1 protein-coding gene is annotated in these 565 nt (G+C 67.1%); it reads left to right on the top strand.

Translation table 11 applies throughout. The annotated features are described in order from the left end of the window. Nucleotides 1-39: 39 nt before the first annotated feature. On the top strand, nt 40-565 hold a 526-nt coding region (locus AB4Y92_RS25335; RefSeq protein WP_441822123.1), incomplete at its 3' end, for a GntR family transcriptional regulator.

Genomic DNA, 565 nt, shown 5'->3' with positions numbered 1-565 from the left:
GGGCGACTGCATGGCGCCACGGTCGCAACGCTGCGCCGGATGATCATCACCGGCGAATTGCCGGCCGGGCAGAAGCTGCGGGAGCAGGAGATCTGCGAACAGCTCGGCGTCTCGCGTACGCCGTTGCGGGAGGCGCTGCGCACCCTGGCCGCGCAGGGATTGGTGAGGTTGACGCAAAATCGCGGCGCCGAAGTCGCCTCGCTGACCCTGGACGATATCCTGGGGCTCTACGAGGTCGTCAGCACCCTGGAAGCCCTGGCTGCGCGGCTCGCCTGCAAGACCATCTCGGACGAGGCCGTCGCCGAGATCGGCATGCTGCATTACCGGATGATGCGGCATCAGGCGCGCGCCGAGCAGCTGGAGTATTTCGCGCTCAACCAGCAGATACATCGGGCGCTTGTCGAGGCGTCCCGCAACGCAGCCCTGCTCGAAGCCTGGGAAGGATTGTCCGCCCGCATCGAGCGCGCGAAATACCTTCCGAACCTGCAGCCCACGCGCTGGAAAGCGGCGATGCAGGAGCATGATGCGATGCTCGCCGCCCTCGTCTCCCGCGATGGCGAGGGCC

Origin of the sequence: Lysobacter sp. TAB13, from assembly GCF_052113885.1 — a bacterium.
Taxonomy (GTDB): domain Bacteria; phylum Pseudomonadota; class Gammaproteobacteria; order Xanthomonadales; family Xanthomonadaceae; genus Lysobacter; species Lysobacter gummosus.
The sequence above is the reverse complement of the archived record's forward strand: the minus strand, read 5'-3'. Positions and strand labels throughout refer to the sequence as shown.